Source organism: Paenibacillus sp. FSL H8-0548, assembly GCF_038630985.1.
Classification (GTDB): domain Bacteria; phylum Bacillota; class Bacilli; order Paenibacillales; family Paenibacillaceae; genus Pristimantibacillus.
The window spans coordinates 3,931,363-3,947,557 of the sequence record NZ_CP152049.1 but is presented as its reverse complement, the minus strand read 5'-3'; the positions used below and the strand labels follow the sequence as shown (position 1 = coordinate 3,947,557).

11 protein-coding genes are annotated in these 16,195 nt (G+C 43.3%); all 11 read left to right on the top strand.

The annotated features are described in order from the left end of the window. Positions 1-130 precede the first annotated feature (130 nt). The 11 genes from MHI37_RS16820 (at position 131) to MHI37_RS16770 (ending at position 16,189) form a co-directional block, all read left to right on the top strand. Positions 131-2,416 (top strand): DEAD/DEAH box helicase, encoded by a 2,286-nt coding sequence (locus MHI37_RS16820; protein ID WP_076334638.1) that lies wholly within the window; start codon positions 131-133, stop codon positions 2,414-2,416. Next, a complete protein-coding gene (locus MHI37_RS16815; RefSeq protein WP_076334639.1) occupies positions 2,413-3,714 on the top strand; it encodes a ribonuclease H-like domain-containing protein in 1,302 nt (433 codons plus the stop codon). The genes MHI37_RS16820 and MHI37_RS16815 overlap by 4 nt, the downstream gene beginning before the upstream one ends. Before the next feature lie 61 nt (positions 3,715-3,775). Beyond that, positions 3,776-4,588, top strand: coding sequence for a TIGR01457 family HAD-type hydrolase (locus MHI37_RS16810; protein WP_076334640.1), 813 nt, complete (start codon positions 3,776-3,778; stop codon positions 4,586-4,588). Between the two features lie 37 nt (positions 4,589-4,625). Beyond that, positions 4,626-5,441 carry a DNA-formamidopyrimidine glycosylase family protein gene (locus MHI37_RS16805; RefSeq protein WP_076334641.1) on the top strand — a complete coding sequence of 272 codons (816 nt, stop codon included), beginning with the start codon at positions 4,626-4,628 and terminating at the stop codon, positions 5,439-5,441. Between the two features lie 43 nt (positions 5,442-5,484). Beyond that, on the top strand, positions 5,485-5,838 hold the full coding sequence (locus MHI37_RS16800) for a cyclic-phosphate processing receiver domain-containing protein (protein WP_076334642.1): 354 nt from the start codon (positions 5,485-5,487) through the stop codon (positions 5,836-5,838). A 1,672-nt stretch (positions 5,839-7,510) separates the two neighbouring features. After that, the gene (locus tag MHI37_RS16795) at positions 7,511-8,527 is read left to right on the top strand and encodes an SAM-dependent methyltransferase (RefSeq protein WP_076334643.1); all 1,017 of its coding nucleotides are present in this window, start codon (positions 7,511-7,513) and stop codon (positions 8,525-8,527) included. A gap of 1,061 nt (positions 8,528-9,588) precedes the next feature. Further along, a complete protein-coding gene (locus tag MHI37_RS16790) occupies positions 9,589-11,343 on the top strand; it encodes a sensor histidine kinase (RefSeq protein WP_076334644.1) in 1,755 nt (584 codons plus the stop codon). Then, positions 11,336-12,892 carry a response regulator transcription factor gene (locus tag MHI37_RS16785; protein WP_076334645.1) on the top strand — a complete coding sequence of 519 codons (1,557 nt, stop codon included), beginning with the start codon at positions 11,336-11,338 and terminating at the stop codon, positions 12,890-12,892. The genes MHI37_RS16790 and MHI37_RS16785 overlap by 8 nt, the downstream gene beginning before the upstream one ends. Positions 12,893-13,008: 116 nt before the next feature. After that, positions 13,009-14,346 (top strand): extracellular solute-binding protein, encoded by a 1,338-nt coding sequence (locus MHI37_RS16780; protein ID WP_076334646.1) that lies wholly within the window; start codon positions 13,009-13,011, stop codon positions 14,344-14,346. Between the two features lie 104 nt (positions 14,347-14,450). Beyond that, positions 14,451-15,350, top strand: a complete 900-nt coding sequence (locus MHI37_RS16775) for a sugar ABC transporter permease (RefSeq protein WP_076334647.1) — start codon at positions 14,451-14,453, stop codon at positions 15,348-15,350. Positions 15,351-15,352: 2 nt separating this feature from the next. Next, positions 15,353-16,189 carry a carbohydrate ABC transporter permease gene (locus tag MHI37_RS16770; RefSeq protein WP_076334648.1) on the top strand — a complete coding sequence of 279 codons (837 nt, stop codon included), beginning with the start codon at positions 15,353-15,355 and terminating at the stop codon, positions 16,187-16,189. The last annotated feature ends 6 nt before the right edge of the window (positions 16,190-16,195 follow it).

The window sequence follows — 16,195 nt, the reverse complement described above, 5'->3', positions numbered from 1 at the left end:
CTATAACGCTTCCCAAAACGACTGTCAATTGTTGATGAACCGCGTTTTCTTTAAATTAAAATTGCAGCACGAACATGTATTCTGTAAAATGATAATAAACAAACATACGTTTGATGGGAGTGAGACGGTCATGAACCGGTTTACGGGCAAAACCTCCGGATTGGAGGAGTGGTTAGAGCAAGTGCGGCAAAATAATGACATTATGGACAATGTGACGCACTGGCGAACCCTTGCTCCGCGAGAGGCGCGTACCGCACCGTTGCCTGACGGACTGCATCATGCATGGAAAGAAACGCTGAATTCACGTGGAATCAGCGAATTATATACACACCAAGCCGAGGCTTACCGCGCTGCGCGTGCAGGTCATCATGTGGTAGCGGTCACGCCAACGGCTTCGGGTAAGACGCTTTGTTACAATTTGCCGGTTATGCAATCTTTGCTTGAGAATGAAGAAGGCAGAGCGCTCTATTTGTTCCCAACGAAGGCACTGGCTCAGGATCAAGTAGCCGAGCTGCAGGCACTTGCTGATTTAATGGACGTTGGCATTAAGACGCATACCTATGATGGCGACACACCGCCAACTGTGCGAACTGCTATTAGAAATGCCGGACACATAGTCGTCACAAATCCAGATATGCTTCATTCAGCGATACTGCCGCATCATACAAAGTGGGTTAAGCTGTTCGAAAATATTAAATTTATCGTGATAGACGAGGTTCATGCCTATCGCGGTGTGTTCGGAAGTCATGTTGCCAATGTTATTCGGCGATTGAAACGAATTTGCAAGTTTTATGGCTCTACGCCGCAATTCATTTGCGCTTCTGCAACGATTGATAATCCTCAGGAGCATGCGGAGCGCCTTATTGGTGAAAAAGTAAGACTTGTTGACAATAACGGTGCGCCGATGGGCGAGAAGCATTTTGTATTTTATAATCCGCCTGTTGTGAATAAACAGCTTGGCATACGCCGGAGCAGTGTGCTGGAGACACGCAAGCTGGCAGGCTTGCTGCTTAAACAGGGCGTGCAGACGATTGTATTCGCCCGCAGCCGGGTTCGTGTTGAGCTGCTGCTCACTTATTTGCAGGAATTAATACGCGACAAAATTAATGATAAATCGATAAGAGGCTATCGAGGCGGCTATTTGCCGAAGCTTCGCCGAGAAATTGAACGCGGCTTGCGCTCAGGTGAAATTCGAGGTGTTGTCAGTACGAACGCACTTGAGCTTGGCATTGATATTGGTCAGCTTCAAGCCTGCGTTCTAAATGGTTATCCAGGAACGATTGCCAGTACGTGGCAGCAGTCGGGACGCGCAGGCCGAAGACAGGAAAGCTCGATTACGTTTATGGTGGCGAGCAGCAATCCACTTGACCAGTATATGATTCAAAATCCGGATTTTTTCTTTAATCGTCCACCGGAGCGAGCGCTAATTCATCCAGATAATTTGCTTGTGCTTATGGATCATGTCAAATGTGCCGCGTACGAGCTGCCCTTTGAGACTGGAGATACATTTGGATCGGAGTCGCTAGTGGATATGATGGAGTTTTTGGTGGAGGAGAAGGTGCTTCATAAGGCGGGAAACCGTTGGTTTTGGATGGAGCAGTCCTTTCCCGCACATAACATTTCATTGCGCTCGGCTGCACAGGAAAATTTTGTGATCATAGATACTACGAATGGCAGCAGAGTTCTTGGCGAGGTTGATAGGTTCAGCGCTCCTACGCTCATTCACGAGGAAGCTATCTATATTCATGAAGGTGTGCAATATCAGGTAGAGAAGCTTGATTATCCAGAGAAAAAAGCTTACGTTCGCGAGGTTAATGTTGATTACTACACGGACGCGAATTTAGCGGTAGAGCTCAAGGTGCTGTATGTGGATAAGGAACGTGAATCAGGAGATCTTGTTAGGCAATACGGAGAGCTAACGGTAAATGCAAAGCCTACGATTTTCAAAAAAATAAAGCTGCGGACGCATGAAAATATCGGATCGGGTCCTATACACTTGCCGGAGGAAGAGCTTCATACAAGCGGCTACTGGTTCTCGTTTAGTGAAGAGGCTGCTGCTCGTAAAAGCAAAAATGAAATGCAATTTGCACTGCTGGGCATCGCAAACGTACTCGTTCATATTGCTCCCCTCTACTTGATGTGTGATCCATTTGACATTAGAGTAATACCGCAAGTGAAGGCCGTGCATACCCAAAAGCCAACGATTTATTTCTATGACCGTTATCCTGGCGGGATTGGACTTAGTGAACGATTGTTCGAGGTGCATGATGATCTTATTCGGCAAGCTAAGTCTTTAATACGTTCCTGTACATGCCTCAGTGGCTGTCCAGCCTGCGTAGGGCCGATTGAAGAGGTCGGGCTTCTCGGAAAACAGCAGGCGCTGGAGCTTCTAAATGAAGCGGAGGGAATACGATGAGCGGAATGCGCGATCGAATGAATCGTTTGCGAGGAGAGAGCTCGGAGAAAGACAAGAATGTTGAAGCGGTGATGTCTGAGGTTGAGGAAACGAAGCTCCTTGATAATGAGGAAGCCGAAGAGTGGTTATCGCCGGTCTGGGGCACTTTTGGTGTTAAGCTCCATCGGAATGATGAAGGAAGCTTTCTCATGCGAAAAATCGTAAATCCGATCGATTTCCGCCATGGTCTTCATGCTCTTGAGGAGCTGAACGTGGCAGCGCCTGGCTTGACCGCTTTACATCCTTCGAGTGAGGCTTCGGCAGAGCAAATATTATTTCTTGATTTAGAAACGACTGGCTTAGGTGTAGGAGCGGGTAACGTTCCCTTCATGATTGGCATAGCCTATATGTCGAAGGAGCATTTTGTTATTGAACAGACCTTGATCAGGCATCCAGCTGAGGAACGTGCCATGCTCGTTTATTTGGCAGAGAAGCTTCAGCGGTTTACTTACTTGGCCACTTACAATGGCAAAACCTTCGATTGGCCTTTAGTACAAAACCGTTTTATTATGAATGGTCTTAATCGTAAAATATGGGAGCCGCTGCAGCTCGACTTTTTGCATCCTGCGAGATCTATTTGGAGAAACACACTCGTATCCTGCAGATTGAGTCATGTAGAAGAGGAGAGACTTGGTATTCATCGCGAGGATGATGTGCCAGGCTCACTAGCACCCCAGCTTTATTTTCAGTATTTGGCTACTGGTGATCCAGCACCGCTTGAAGGTGTTTTCCTTCATAATGAAACGGATATGCTTTCGCTTGCTTGTTTGGCGATACGCTTTGGCCATTTGCTGAATGGCAATATAGAAAATTTCATACCACTCCCCACTGAGCCGGAGGAAATGGTTCGTACAGGTCTATGGCTGGAGCGGATGGGCAAAAAAGAGCTTTCCAGCAAGCTGTTCAATTTGGCGATGAGTGCTGATCAAGCGCAGCCATCAACATTGATCATGCTTGCAGCACGCGACAAGAAGGCTGGAAATTGGGATCGTGCTGTGTTATTGTGGCAGAAGGCTATTATTCTTTCAGCATCTCATTATACTCAAGCAACTAATGAAGCGAGCATCGAGCTTGCCATGTATTACGAGCACAAGCTTAAAGATTATGAATCAGCAATAGGACACGCGAGTCGTGCTTTCGAGCAAGCTATGAATCATTCTATGCTGGCTCGTCGTGATAGTAAGAAGCGTGCAGAGCTGGAAGCACTTCGAAATAGAATCCAGCGATTGCGACGCAAGCAAGAAAAGCAAATTCAATAAACGAGCAGCCAAGCCGCAAGACCGTGGCATCTGGTTTTTTGCACTCGAGAGGACAGCAGCTATGACAGAAAAACAACAACCCATGCACGGTTTGCTAATTGATCTCGACGGAACGTTATATCATGGCACTCATCGTATCGATGGTGCAGATACATTGATCTCGTATCTGCGAGAAATTAAACTCCCGTTTCGATTTGTAACGAACAATTCATCAGCAACGCCTGAAGAGGTAGCTGGGCGACTGATGAAGATGGGCATCCAAGCGGCGGCAGAAGAGGTATGCACCTCCGCTCAAGCAGCTGCAGAGCATATCGCACGGTTAAAACCGGGAGCGGCTGTTTTTGTAGTTGGGGAAGAAGGATTAAGGAAAGCTGTTCAAGAGGCTGGTTTAGTGCTTACGGAAGAACAGCCGGATTTTGTTTTGCAAGGAATAGATCGTTCGTTTACTTATGAACGCCTAACTAAGGCGGTTCGATATATTCATGCCGGAGCGACGTTCGTTCTGACGAATCCTGATTTGCTGCTTCCTTCTACGGATGGCCTTATACCAGGAGCTGGATCAATTGGAGCAATGCTTCAAGCGGCTGGAGGGAAGAAGCCGATATTAATTGGCAAGCCATCCACTATTTTGATGGACTATTCATTGCGCGAAATTGGTTTAAAAGCTGATGAAACATGGGTAGTAGGCGACAATATGGCTACAGATATTGCTTTCGGCGCAGCAGCAGGCTGTAGTACGATTCTTGTTTTAACCGGACTTACGAATGCTCAAAATATGGACTATTATATGGAACAGGCTGGATGTAAGCCAACAACTGTATGTCATCACTTAGAAGAGCTTCGTTCGTATATATCTGATCACAGAGAGATATAAGCAAATAACGAAGAATATAGGAAGGAAGCGAGCTTTCATGCATGAACTGCCGGAACTGGACAATTATCGGGCTTTATTAGCGGAGCAATTCGCAGGAGCTCTTATCACCGGTGTTGAGATAACAAATGTAAAAGCGTTTCAAGCAAGTGAAGAAGAGATACAACGAGACGTTGTAGGGAAAGTATTATGGTTTGTGGAACGCAGAGGCTTGCATCTGTTGCTTCATTTGGATAATGGAAAACGTCTATTGCTCCGTTTGGGGCAAGGGGCTTATTTGTATAAGGGCAGCGAAGAGGACAGACCTGATCGTGCTGCTCAAGTAAAGCTTCATTTTGGAGAAATCGTATTGTACTGTGTAGGCCTGAAATCAGATGATTTGCAGCTGTTAAAGGTATTGGAAGTTGAAGAAAAGCTAGGTCGTTTTGGATACGATGCTCTTGACAAACGCCTGACGATAGATCGTTTCATAGCAGCCTTCGCCAAAAAACGGAGCTCTATTAAAACTGCATTAATGGATCAAAATGTGATATCGGGTATCGGTACCGTTTATTCCGATGAAATTTGTTATGCTGCCGGATTGCGTCCTGATGCAAAAATTCCCGTTTTTGAACGTGCAACTTGGGAACGCCTATACGAAGCGATGCATAAAATACTGAAGGAAGCGATTTCACACGGTGGAGCTGGCGAGCAGCCATTTGCCGCAGGCGATGCCTTGACAGGCGGACAACGAAATCTTTTTCAAGTCTATGATCGGGAAGGCCAGGCTTGTCCACAATGCGGCGGCTTGATTGAGAAAATAGAAGTATCTGGACGCAAAGCGTTTGTTTGTTCAGATTGCCAAAAGGATCAGTGAATAAGCTAGCTTTGAATCTAATGACTGAACGGAGGCTTCAATCATGATTCATGTTTATTTAGATGATTATCGTACATGTCCCAAAGGTTTTGTTCTGGCAAGCAATGCAGAGGAATGCAAGCTGCTCTTGGATCATGAAAAGATCGGAATATTATCCTTGGATTTCGACTTAGGCTGGGCGCAGCCAACAGGCTACGAGGTCGTCCGGCATATCGTAGAATCGGGACGTTACCCTGAGCAAATTTACTTACACACCTCAAGTGCGGCTGGCCGTATGCAAATGTATCATATGCTCTCGTCAACCGCTCCAGCTGAAACTAAGCTTTTTAATGGTCCAATGCCGGATGCGCTGCTGGACCAAATCGCGGGGAGTTTACCCAAACCCTCAATTTCTTAGAGGGATTTCTACCCAAACCCTTAAGGGCTTTCTACCAACCTTCAAAGGCTTTTCGAACCCTCCCAAACCCTCCCTTCCAAGGGAGGGCCCCAAGGGTTGCACCCTCTGGACTCCTGCAACTGGACTAACGTTGGAATTAAACAGGTGCTCGCGAGTTACGGTTGCTAAGGAACGCTTTCGTCCCGTTGGGACACGTTTGCACTGGAGGCGCCCTCGGGTAACCTGTCTTTGATAACGTTAGAGATCTCGAGGAGTGGACAAGCTGTAATGGCAGGTGGAGCGCTTTCGTCCTTGCAGGACACGCTTTAATGCGTGCAAATCTTGGATATAGAAGTTGAACTTGAAAAATGCAGATGTAGCGAAGCGAGAAGTTCATTGATCTTAAAGAATGATCTACTGGCGCAGCTTCTGAAACGTAAATCTCTAGTATAACTTATCAATTTGCGCTACTTTAGATTTCTTTCTCCGGTTCTTAGATTGGTCGTGCTAGCCCGATGGGTTCAGCGCTATAGAAAGAGGCTACGCTGCACTTTGTACAACGTAATTGACGTTACTTGCCTGACTAGGGCTCGTACAATGTAGTTTGTGCAATAGAATGCCTATTCTCGGGCGATATTCGTTGCTTTGGAGCTCATTCTACTGCAATAGTACAATGTAGCCGTCTGAACAGCTCTCATGTGAGGTTTTCATTGTAGAAAGTGCAGTGTAGGTGCTTCTCCTTTATCTAGCGGAGACTTGTACTGGAGAAACGAACTGTATACCTTTAGAGCCCTTATTCTCACCTGAAAATCTTTAGGGAAATTCAAATAGTCGGGATGCAACCGTGATCATAAAGAATGATCTACTGGCGCAGCTACCGAAACGTAAATTTCTAGTACAACTTATATAGATAAAGATTAAGCGAGTAAAGGAAATATAGTATTTAAATTAGCTACATTTCGTGAGTCTAATTATGGGTATGTTTTTATTTGATGTAGATTAGTTTTATTCTTAAAATATAGGAAAGTATACGTTTCACATGTATGCTCCGCCTATATTTTTGCGAGAAACTACTTATCCTTAGACAAGGACGCCGTAGTGGTTTCTTCTTAATTCATCAGAAATTATCTTTAGTTTCACGAAATGTGACTAATTCGGTTATAATGCAGACAATGGTTCTTAGTCGTGCTAATGACTTAGTTTTATGTAATAGCTGAACAGAGAATCGATATTTGTAGGAAACCAAGCAGTATTGACACTAATGAGGACTGGAAATCCCTTATTTCTCTTAAATCAGCAGAAATGAAGTCCAATGAAAGTGATTACAGCAATACAGCCTAACTGCTTAAAAACCTGCTAGCCTGTCAGCTTGTTTTAAATTAAAGCGTGTCCCGCAGGGACGAAAGCGATCTATGCGCAAACAAACTGTTATACGTCTCTGTGGCATAGTCGTTATTCGGAAATCAGTTTAGGTAACTAGAGAGCATCAAAATTAAGCGTGTCCTGAAGGGACGAAAGCGATCCTGCTCAACATAATCTCGCGAGCACTTGTCTAACATCCACGTTAGTTCAGTTGCAGGTGTCCAGAGGGTGCAACCCTTTGGGGCCCTCCCTTGGAAGGGAGGGTTTGGGAGGGTTCGAAACGCCTTTGAAGGTTGGTAGAGTAATTCACATATGAAAGAGGTTTATACTAGTGAGTCAATGGATCGGAACAGCAAATAAAACGTATTCCCCTTATGCAATGGAAGAGCTTCGCAGATTGATTGAGGGTGTTGCATTTAATCAGTTGGCTGCGGGAGAAGTTTTCCTTATGTCAAGTCCGCTTGAACGGGAAGAGACGCTTCAGGCTATTTTGCAGCAAGAGCCGATTTTTTTGCGGCATGTGCAGCCGGTAGATCGTACATTCGAAATTACTGGAAATGCGAATGATTTGGAACAGCTATCGGATATGGTGCGAAACGCCGTCCTAATGTTTAAAAACAAGCGTGTGGCGGTGCATATAAGAAGAACCTCAAAGTCTGAGTTTGTATATTCGGCTTCGGATACGAAGGCGGTACTTGACGCGGTGCTGGAAGAGATCGACGCTGAGCCGGTAGTTCAGCAGCCAGATGTCATTATAGCTATTTATGCAGCAGTAAATCAGCTTTATGTTGGCTTTGGCAATCCTTCGGACATGCTCTCGGATTGGCCAGGCGGTGCCGTTCGTTTTCAGCGCGAGGAGGGTCAGGTGTCCCGTGCGAAATTTAAGCTGCTGGAAGCAGAACGGGAGTTTGGTCTGAACTATGCTCAATACCAAAATGCGCTTGATGTGGGTGCAGCGCCCGGCGGCTGGACTTCACTTTTGCTGGAGCGTGGACTGCGTGTTACCGCAATTGATCCAGCAGAGCTTCACCCCTCGCTTATGGCATATCCAACACTGACTTATTTAAAGCGCAATGCTTCAGATGTGAAATTGATTGCGGATTCATTCGATATCATTGTGTGCGATATGAGCTGGAGTCCGATGATGATGTGCAAGCTGGTGCTTGATTTGGAGCCAGCACTTAAGCAAGGGGCTACTGCTATAATCACAGTTAAATTAATGCATCGAAAGCCGCTTCAAACGATTAAAGATGTGATTTCAAGACTTTCTACCGAGTTCAGACTTCAAAAAGCGAAGCAATTGTTTCATAATCGGGAAGAGATCACACTCTATTTGATCAAAAAATAATGCGAGTCACCCTCGCTGCTCGGCAGGGTGCTCTTTTTTTTAACTATATAAATTGAACTAAAGTTTTAGAAACTTATGGTAAGGAAATAACGATCTGCATGTCGAATAAGAAAGTGAATAACTCGAACAAGCAGAGATGAACGTTATCAAGTGTTATATTTATATCTTAAGGGAAAATCAGTCAAGGACATCACCGCTTTCTTTGGTTCAACTTATATAGTTGGGTTAGTTCGTTTAGGTAATAGCGCGATAGGACGAGTCTACGCTGCAGTTTGTACAACGTAATCGACGTTATTTGCCTGACTTGATACGTACACTGTACTTTGTGCAGTAGATTGCCTAGTATAGGACGATATTCGTTGGTTTGGAGCTCATTCTCCTGCATAATTACAATGTAGCCATCATAAACAGCTCTCATGTGAGGTTTCTGTTGTACTAAGTGCAGTCTAGGTTGCTTCTACTTAAACGATATAACTTGAACCAAGGTGAAACGGCTGTCGCCGTCCTTTGGCGGCGCTGCGCGTTTCATTCCGGAGAAATATAGAGAAAGTATAGCGAAATGATATACGTTCCTATATTTCAAGGTGAAACGGCTGTCGCCGTCCTTTGGCGGTGCTGCGCGTTTCATTCCGGAGAAATATAGAGAAAGTACAGTGCGATATACTTTCCTATATTTCAAGGTGAAACGGCTGTCGCCGTCCTTTGGCGGTGTCAGCGCGTTTCATTCCGAGAACTATAGAGAAAGTATGGCGAAATAATATATTTTTCTATATTTTTAAAAAAATGAAGATTTAGCGAAGCGAGAAGATCGTTCTGGAGAAACGAAGTGTTCGCCTTTGCAGCCTTATTCTTACCATTAAATGTCTTATGATATCAAAGAATCTGGCTGCAACAGCGATCGTAAGAACGATCTTCTCGTGCAGCGCCCTTATCTATCACTGCGAAACGAGCTTTGCCTTTAAAGGACGGCGAGAGCCGTTTACGCTTGTTACTTAATGGAATTTGCTATTCTATTATCGATTGCGAGCAACAGCCGATAGTTCCTTAGGAGGAATTGTTTTATGAAAAGATTGAAAGCGCTTTATACTAATTTGAGAATTAAGCATAAAATGTTTGTTCTGATTTCAGTCATCATGCTGGTTGTTGCTATTCTAGCCATCATCATTCAGCAATATGCTTTTGACTTTTATGATGAGGAAATTTACAAGCAATCTTCTAAGGCACTAAGCTTATCATCGATTAGTATTGAAAATGAGCTGAAAAAGATGGAGAAGCTGACCTTTATGCTGGCGACAGACTCTACGATTCAGCATTATTTGCGGTCGATTAAGAGCGGGCTGTCTGAGTACGACAACTATGTCGTTCAGCTAACGGTTAAGGAGAGAATGGTCAACATTGGGGCGCTGGATAAATATGTATTGTCTGCTCAGCTGTACGATGTCGACGATAATGAGTACGCCGTTGGCTCCAATTCCATTACGGTTTACAATGATCGAATAAGTATGTATAAAGAATTAACAAGAGTTAATAAGGGTGGAAACACCTGGATTGCTCCCTACGGAAATGATAACTCATTAATTGCTGCTCGCGAGGTGCGTTCGTTCCAGCAGTTGGATTTGGATTACATTGGTACATTAGCGCTTCGTATCGATATGAACAAGCTTTTTCGAGAAATGGCAAGCGGGATGAACAGCAATGATGCTCAGCTCATTATTATGAAGGATGATGAAGCTATTTATCCTGAAGCCTCATCCTTTCCTATTGATACCTTATCGAAGCTCTCTGGCGGTGATGGCTATAAAGTGATTCGGTATGAAGGCAAACAGTATTTTGTCACTTATATTGCTTCTACTTATACAGACTGGACCTATTATACTTTAATTCCGTTTGATGATATTTTTGATCGAATAGCTAAGGTCAAGCAAACGATTATTATTATATTTGCTACATTATTTGTATTAATTTTATTGATTGCCGTTGGCTTCGCCAAAGGAATTACCGAGCCGATTGAAAGGCTTAATACAAAAATGAAAAGAGTTCAACTCGGCAATTTTGAATATATAGAAGAACCGAATGAACGGGCGCTCGCTATGGATGAAGCAGGACAGATGCATCGGAATTTTCGAATCATGGTTGAGCGCATCAATGAGCTTATCCATGAAAATTATGTGAAGCAGCTGACCATTCGTGATACAGAATTTAAAGCACTGCAGGCGCAAATCAATCCGCATTTTCTGTATAATACGCTGGAATCTATCAACTGGTCTGCGAAGCTCAGCAATCAAACACATATTTCACAAATGGTCGAAGCGTTAGGCTCTTTGCTCAGAACCTCACTTAATCTTAAGGAGCCGCTTATCCCTCTAACCAAGGAGCTCGATATTATTAACCATTATGTGACCATTCAAAAATATCGCTTTGAGGAACGATTAGACTTTCAAATCGAAGTCCCGGAGAAGCTTCACTATTGCAGCATCCCTAAGCTATCGCTTCAGCCGCTTGTAGAAAATGCGATAAATTACGGACTTGAACAAATGATTGACACCTGCAAAATAAAAATTCATGCTTATGTTGAAGAAGAGCTGCTGTTAGTTTCCGTTTCCGATAATGGACCGGGAATGGAAGAGCAATTTGTAGCACAGCTGCTTGGAGGGCAAGTCGTGACCAAGGGCTCCGGATTAGGCTTGAAAAATATCGAGGATCGAATCAAGCTGTTGTATGGTGAAGCCTATGGATTGCAAATTGAAAGCGAGCCGAATAGAGGCACTAAGGTTACATTGGTGCTTCCTTACGAAATGAGGGATTCTCATGTATAAAGTGTTGCTTGTGGATGATGAGCGAATAATTGTTGAAGGCATATCGCTTACTGTGGATTGGAATGCATTTAATACAGAGCTTGCAGGTACCGCGCGTAATGGACTCGAGGCGATGGCTTTTATTGAAAGCCATATGCCGGATATTGTGATTTCAGATATCAAAATGCCGGGTATGAACGGGCTGCAGCTCGTTGAAAAGGTATATGAAAAATTCCCGCACATCGCTTTTATTTTGTTATCTGGCTTTAGCGAATTTGATTATGCTCGAACCGCAATGCAATTTGGCGTGAAACATTATTTGCTGAAGCCTTGTAACGAAAATACGATTACCGAGGCTTTGACTGAGGTCATTGCGGAGCTCGAAAAACAGCAATCACAAGAGAGCTTTATGCTTAATATTCAGAAGGAATTGTCGAAGGTGCTTCCTCATGCAAAGGAGCAGTTTTTGAAGGAGCTTGTTACGAACAAAACGTACGGTCAACGTGATTGGGATGATTATGGTGATTTATTCCATATAACAGTCGAAAATGATCAAGTACAGCTGCTATTGCTGCAAATCGAAGGAAAATTTGAATTCGAGCATATGTTTGCCATTAAGAATATAGCACAGGATGTTCTTGGAAAGTCAATCGTGCTTCTCAGCACGACCATTGGGAAGCATGTATTGCTGTTAATTAAAGAAATAACTGAGGCAGATCTGTTGTTTGAGAAGCTTAATGAGATTAAAATTACCTTTTCTACCTACTATAAGCTGGACGCTACAGTGGCGGTCAGTGATGCAGGGCAGATCGTTCATGCTCGTAAGATGTATCGTGAAACGCTGGAATGCTTGAACTATCAGTTCTATTTGGGTGAAGGCAGTATAATTACTCAAAAGGATGTTGAAAGAGAAGAGGATGACAATATTAAAACGTTCTTCTATGATGAAGAGCCGCTCTGCATGCACGTCAAGTCGGGGGATTGGACCTGTGTGGAGGCCGAACTAAAAAACTATTTTAGCCTGCTTGCAGAAAGTCGCATGGATACGTACTTATCCAAATCCTATGTTATTCCTCTTTATATTTCGATTGTAAGGCAAGGAAAGCCTGAGGAAATTAATACGTATTTAAAAAAAATCGCTAGCTTTGACCAATTTTCCACCTTGCGCACAATCGAACACTTCGTTACGGAAAATGCAGAACAAATATGCTTGAACAACTATCATTCGTATACGAAAAAGCATTCAGCCATTATTCATAAAATGATTCAAGTCATCGAGGAACAATTATCGAATCCTGCACTTTCATTAAACTGGGTATCTAGTGAGATCCTGTACATGAACGCAGATTATTTAGGCAAGCTCTTTAAAAAAGAGACAGGTGAAAAGTTTTCCAACTACGTCGTTCGTTTAAGAATGGATAAGGCGATGGAGGAAATCGAGAAAACAGGCGATGTGAAAGTATTTGAGCTTGCAGAACGATTTGGCTTTGGGGATAATCCTCAATATTTTAGTCAAGTGTTCAAAAAACATACAGGATTTACCCCATCGGAATTCAAAAGGTCGCCATAATGGCGACCTCTGTTTTTTTAACAAAGAAAGCGGTTTTTTTTATTCCGACATTTCGACATTCAACCTATAATAAAAATTGTAAACAACATTAAAGAGTTTGGAAGGGGCGTAACACAATGAAAGCACCGAAAAAAATGCTTTTAATGCTAACAGCTGTTGCACTAGTTCTTGTAAGCGCATGCGGCGGTAATTCAAACAATGGAAAAGCAGCAAACGCAACGAATGCACCGAAAACGAACACAGAAGTGAAAACGGAGCCAGCTGAAGCGAAGCCAGTCACGTTACGTATCGCTTGGTGGGGCGGACAGCCTCGTCACGATTACACGATGAAAGTAATCGATATGTACGAAGAGAAAAACCCACATGTAACGATTGAAATGGAATATGCAAACTACGATGATTACTGGAAGAAGCTAGCTCCTCAAGCGGCTGCCAACGAGCTTCCAGATATTATTCAAATCGATACACAAAACTACTCTCAATATGCAGGTAGAAATCAATTGGCTGATTTGACTCCTTTCCTTGGCAATCAAATCGATGTAAGTGACATCAGTCAAAACGCGATTGACGGCGGCAAGCTAGGAGATGGCCTTTATGGTATGAACCTTGGTGTTAACGCTCTTGGTTTCAACTATGATCCGGCTCTTCTGAAAAAAGCGGGTATCGAATCCCTTCCTGAAAACTTCACTTGGGATGATTATGTAGCAATGGCTGAGAAAGCAAAAGCAGCAGGTATTTATTTCGATAGCGGCATGCGTGCAGAAGTATTCTTCGGTTACTACCTTCGTACTTTTGGTGAAACATTGTTTAACGCAGAAGGTAATGGCCTTGGATATGAAGATGATCAAAAGTTTGTTGATTTCTTCGGAATGCTTGCAAAGCTTGTTATTGATGGCGCAGTACCTTCACCAGACGTTCTTGCTCAAATCAAAGGTGCGGAAGACAGCCACCTTGTACTCAATCAAGGTATTGGTGTATGGCAGTGGTCAAACCAATTCGTAGGCTTGCAGCAAGTTGCTAATCGTCCACTAGCGATTGGTCCAATGGCTGGTCCTAACATGGAAAAAGGTTTGTTCTTGAAACCAAGTATGTTCTTCTCCGTTTCTGAAAGCTCAAAAGTAAAAGAAGAGGCAGCTAAGTTTATCAGCTTCTTCGTCAACGATATCGAAGCTAACAAATTGATCCTTGGCGATCGTGGTGTTCCTGTTTCTGCAAAAGTAAAAGAAGCGCTTAAAGAGGTTTCAACTGAAGCTCAAATTCAAGTTTATGACTACGTAGCTTGGGCAGAAACAAACAGCTCTACTATGGATCCTGCTGATCCAATCGGCTCTGCTGAAGTATTCAAATCCTTGACGAGCCTTTCCGAGCAAATGAACTACAACAAAATCAAACCAGAAGATGCAGCTAAGAAATTTAGAGATGAAGCAACCTCCATTCTTAAGAAAAACAAGTAATTTGTTTGAGTAGATGCGGTGGTTGGTCGATAGATCGGCCACCGCTTTTTTATTAAAAAAAGAGAAGATGTCGCAAGTTAGACTTCGTATAGGAGTTGGATAAGATGAAATCGTTATCATTTAAAAATAACTTGATTGGTTACACGTTTATTGGACCATTTGTCATTGGATTTCTATTATTCACATTGATTCCAGCCATAGCGTCGTTATATTTTTCGGTTACGGATTATGATCTTTTATCGACACCATCCTTTATCGGATTCGAGAATTACTCAACGATGTTTCTGGATGACTCAAAATTTTGGGCATCAATGAAAGTAACCTTTTTATACGTATTTATCGGTGTTCCACTTAGACTAGCTTTTGCATTATTTATCGCAATGATCTTAAATACAGCTTCGAAAGCAATCGGGTTATATCGGACGGTTTATTATCTTCCTTCCATAATTGGCGGAAGCGTTGCAGTATCGATCATGTGGCGCAATCTGTACGGTGACCAAGGAGTAATAAACATTTTTCTGAATGCACTCGGTTTAGATAGCGTGAGATGGTTTGCTGAACCTGCAGCTGCGCTCTGGATGCTAATTACGTTGTCCGTTTGGCAGTTTGGTTCTTCAATGCTGATATTTCTGGCCGGTCTCAAAAATATCCCGCCAGAATTGTATGAAGCGTCAAATGTTGATGGAGCAGGACCAGCTGTTCGTTTTTTCAAAATTACAATTCCTATGCTTAGCCCGATTATCTTATTCAACACGATTATGCAGACGATTGGCGCATTTATGACCTTCGTTCCAGCGTACATTATTTCCAAAGGCGAAGGCGGTCCGCTTGACGGAACGCTGCTCTACTCGCTTTACTTATTCCGTCAAGCCTTCGTTTATTTTGATATGGGCTTCGCGTCCGCAATGGCGTGGGTTATGCTGATCATCATTGCCATTTTGACAGGTATTTTGTTCTATACCTCCAAAAAATGGGTACATTACGAGTCGAAAGGTGGCCATTAATCATGATCTTAAAAAAGCTGAAGTGGCCGATCTACCATATCTTTGTTGCAGCGCTCGCGTTAGTTATGGTTTATCCCGTTTTATGGTTGTTAATGAGCTCATTCAAGCAAAGCAACCTTATATTTTCAACGGCTAAATCGCTGATTCCACAGCCATGGATTTGGGAAAACTACAAAATTGGCTGGATCGGAATTGCGGGTCAATCCTTTGGATCGTTCATTATGAATTCACTTGAAATTGTAGTCATCGCGACAATCGGTGCAGTGCTATCATCTGCTTTTATCGCTTTTGGTTTTGCAAGACTTAACTTTACTGGAAAAACATTTTGGTTTGGCATTATGATGGTAACACTTATGCTGCCGCATGATGTTGTGCTTGTGCCGCAATACATTTTGTTTGCGAAGCTTCACTGGCTGAATTCGATTAAACCGATCGTTATTCCGCAATATTTTGGGATTCCGTTTTTCATCTTTTTGCTTATTCAGTTCATACGGACTATTCCTACTGAGCTTGACGAGGCAGCAACAATCGACGGTTGCGGTAAATTCCGTTTGTTCTTCCGAATTATATTGCCGCTCGTTGTACCGGCATTGGCAACTGCATCTATTTTCTCTTTTTACTGGCGTTGGGAGGATCTGCTCGGTCCGGTCCTTTATCTGAACCGTCCTAGCTTATATCCCGTATCGATGGGTCTGAAAATGTTCCTAGATAGTGATACCGTATCGAATTGGGGAGCAATGTTCGCCATGTCGATCGTAAGCTTGATTCCAGTTCTTGCTGTATTCTTCGCATTTCAGAAGTATATCGTTGAAGGAATCAGCACAAGTGGTTTAAAGTAGAAGTTT

Coding starts and splice junctions, on each gene's coding strand:
- MHI37_RS16820 (WP_076334638.1), top strand. CDS start 131: ATGAACCGGTTTACGGGCAAAACCTCCGGATTGGAGGAGTGGTTAGAG.
- MHI37_RS16785 (WP_076334645.1), top strand. CDS start 11,336: ATGTATAAAGTGTTGCTTGTGGATGATGAGCGAATAATTGTTGAAGGC.
- MHI37_RS16805 (WP_076334641.1), top strand. CDS start 4,626: ATGCATGAACTGCCGGAACTGGACAATTATCGGGCTTTATTAGCGGAG.
- MHI37_RS16800 (WP_076334642.1), top strand. CDS start 5,485: ATGATTCATGTTTATTTAGATGATTATCGTACATGTCCCAAAGGTTTT.
- MHI37_RS16815 (WP_076334639.1), top strand. CDS start 2,413: ATGAGCGGAATGCGCGATCGAATGAATCGTTTGCGAGGAGAGAGCTCG.
- MHI37_RS16770 (WP_076334648.1), top strand. CDS start 15,353: ATGATCTTAAAAAAGCTGAAGTGGCCGATCTACCATATCTTTGTTGCA.
- MHI37_RS16810 (WP_076334640.1), top strand. CDS start 3,776: ATGACAGAAAAACAACAACCCATGCACGGTTTGCTAATTGATCTCGAC.
- MHI37_RS16775 (WP_076334647.1), top strand. CDS start 14,451: ATGAAATCGTTATCATTTAAAAATAACTTGATTGGTTACACGTTTATT.
- MHI37_RS16780 (WP_076334646.1), top strand. CDS start 13,009: ATGAAAGCACCGAAAAAAATGCTTTTAATGCTAACAGCTGTTGCACTA.
- MHI37_RS16790 (WP_076334644.1), top strand. CDS start 9,589: ATGAAAAGATTGAAAGCGCTTTATACTAATTTGAGAATTAAGCATAAA.